Here is a 2789-nt window from a genome sequence, read left to right as displayed (position 1 = left end):
GCCAGAGCAGCGGGAGCCGGCGGTCGCCGCGGCGGGGCCGGCGCAGCAGCCGCGCCAGCAGCGCGAGGAACTCCAGGCCGCCGGCCGGGAACCGGTCGCGGCCCGGCGGTGACTGCTGCTGGCCGGTCGGCTCCCGCATGTGGACCTCCGAATATGTCGCGCGCTGTGTGCGGTCGATCCACCCAGTGTGGTCGGTGCCGGCAAGCGCGCCGGCCGACGGCCCCGAGGGATCGCCGGCCGGCCGCTGGCCGGGGCGGGTCAGCCGGTGACCGCGTTGAGCGCCGGCAGGTAGCCGTAGCGGTAGCCGTCGGCGTCCGTGTGGTACGCCTCGATGACCCCGCTGACGTCGCGGATCCACGGGTCGCCGGCGCAGACGCCGTGCCCGGCGAAGTAAGGGCGGGTGTCGGCGAAGGTGGCGCCGGCCGCGGCGGCCCGTCCGGCGGTGACCGTGGCGAGCAGGTCGGCGGCCTCGTTGAGGATGGTCCGCTTGTAGGTGCTCATGGCCAGCAGCCCGCAGTAGCCGGTCTCGAACAGTCGCGGGTAGCCGAGCACGATCAGCCGGGCGTTCGGCGCCCGGGTGCGGATGGCGGCGTAGGTGGCGTCGAGGCGCCCGGGCAGCGTGGCGGTGGCGAACGCCTTGGCGCTGTTGACGGCGTTGGTGCAGGTCGAGGTGCTGCCGAACCGGCAACTGGTGATCACGTCGGCGAACCCGGCGTCGTTGCCGCCGATGGTGACGGTCACCAGGGTGGTGCTGGCGCTCAGCGAGTCGACCTGACTGTTGATCACGTCGGAGGTGACGGCGCCGCCACAGGCGGGGAAGCGGAAGCTGGTGACCGCGTTGGCGGCGGCCCAGATCGGTGCGTACGACTTCTGGCTGCGCAGGCAGCCGGACCAGTCGTACGGGCCGGCGCCGACGCCGGAGGAGTAGGAGTCGCCGAGGGCGACGTAGTTGACGGTGGCGGCGGCCTGGGCGGTGCCGGGGGCGAGCACCGCGCCGAGGGCGGCGGTGAGCAGGGCGACCAGCGCGGCGAGGGCGCGGGCCAGCGGGCGGTGGGGCATGACGGACCTCCACTGGACTCAGGTGGTGGGATCCTGTGACCGCGCGCGTGGCCAGGGGTGGGGGGCTTGTTACTAGTCGGTAATACTATCGAAACATTGACATGAATGGAATAGACGCGGGCGGCGGGGCGGGCCGACGCGTTCACAAACGTCGATTAGGTTGATCGGTGCGTACACCCCGATGGAGGGAGTCCACCTCGTGCGACGCGCTCTGACGGCGGCCATCGCCGCCCTGACCGTCACCACCGCCGGCACCCTGGTCGCCGGCACCCCCGGCCACGCCGCCCTACCGGGCTGGGGTCGGCCGGTCGTCCCCGCCGCCGCACCGCAACCCGGCGGCCCGGGACTGGGTGACAGCTACTTTCCCGACTACGGCAACAGCGGCTACGACGTCACGCACTACGACCTGCGGCTGCGCTACGACCCGCAGACCGACCGGCTCACCGGCACCACCACCATCCTGGCCCGGGCCACCCAGGACCTGTCCCGGTTCAACCTGGACTTCCTGCTCGACGTGGAGTCGGTGCGGGTCAACGGCTGGCCCGCCACGGCGACCCGGGAGGGCGTGCACGAACTCGTGGTCACCCCCCGCCGCGCGGTGGCCGCCGGCCAGCAGCTCACCATCGTGGTGCGCTACGCGGGCGTGCCGTCGGAGACGCTGGTCGGCGGCTACACCGGCTGGACCCGCACCGACGACGGCGCGCTGGCGGTCAACGAGCCGGAGTCGGCCTGGTGGTGGTTCCCCGCCAACGACCACCCCTCGGACAAGGCCACCTTCGACATCTCCGTCTCGGTGCCAACCGGCGTCGAGGTGATCAGCAACGGGGTGCAGCCGCGCGCCCCGCTGCCCGAGGCGGGCAACCGCACCCGGTGGAGCTGGCGGACCACCTCGCCCACCGCCACCTACCTGGCCTTCCTCGCCATCGGCCAGTACGACGTCGTCACCGACACCGCGCCGAACGGCCAGCCGGTGGTCAACGCGTACAGCACCAGCCTGGGCGAGCTGGAGCCGGCGGCGCGGGGCAGCATCGAGCGCACCGCCGAGGTCGTCGAGTGGGCGAGCGGGATATTCGGGCCGTACCCCTTCGAGGCGCAGGGCGGCGTCGCGGCGCCGCCGGGCGCCCTCGGCTTCGCGCTGGAGACGCAGACCCGCTCGGTGTACAGCTCGGGCTTCTGGCGCCGGGGCGCCAACACCTACGTGGTGGTGCACGAGAACGCACACCAGTGGTTCGGCGACTCGGTCTCGGTGGCCGACTGGCGCGACATCTGGATCAACGAGGGCTTCGCCACGTACGCCGAGTGGCTCTGGTCGCAGGAGCAGGGCGAGGGCACCGCGCAGGAGCTGTTCGACTTCACGTACGCCAGCTACCCGGCCGACGACGAGTTCTGGCAGGTGCTGCCCGGCGACCCCGGCCCGAACCAGGTCTTCGCCGACGCGGTCTACGACCGGGGCGCGATGGCGCTGCACCAGCTCCGGCTCGCCGTCGGCGACGACGCGTTCTTCCGGATCCTGCCGGCCTGGACCGCGGAGCACCGGCACGGCAACGCCACCGTCGCCCAGTTCCAGGCCCTTGCCGAGCGGATCTCCGGGCTGGACCTGGACCAGCTCATCACCACCTGGCTGTTCACGCCCGACCGGCCGAAGCTGGCCACCGCCGCGTCCGTCCGCACGGCGGCGCCGCCGACCCAGCCGAAGTCCTGGGCCGCCATTCGCGAGGCGCACCAGCTCC

2 protein-coding genes are annotated in these 2789 nt (G+C 72.9%); one reads left to right on the top strand and one right to left on the bottom strand.

Annotated features, from left to right (window positions below; genetic code table 11):
• Positions 1-258 precede the first annotated feature (258 nt).
• A complete protein-coding gene (locus NCC78_RS30420; protein WP_250798842.1) occupies positions 259-1059 on the bottom strand; it encodes an SGNH/GDSL hydrolase family protein in 801 nt (266 codons plus the stop codon).
• Positions 1060-1240: 181 nt separating this feature from the next.
• On the opposite strand from NCC78_RS30420, the gene NCC78_RS30415 reads away from it, so the two are divergent.
• Positions 1241-2789 (top strand): M1 family metallopeptidase (locus NCC78_RS30415; protein WP_372495240.1); only part of this gene is annotated, 1549 nt, incomplete at its 3' end.

The sequence above is a fragment of the Micromonospora phytophila genome, from assembly GCF_023656545.1.
In the GTDB taxonomy this organism is placed as follows: Bacteria; Actinomycetota; Actinomycetes; order Mycobacteriales; family Micromonosporaceae; genus Micromonospora; species Micromonospora phytophila.
Note: the sequence above shows the minus strand (reverse complement) of the source record. Positions and strands in the feature narration are given on the sequence as shown.

What these genes read in the sequence shown, in the direction of transcription:
- NCC78_RS30420 (WP_250798842.1), bottom strand. Translation starts at nt 1,059, where the DNA reads ATGCCCCACCGCCCGCTGGCCCGCGCCCTCGCCGCGCTGGTCGCCCTG.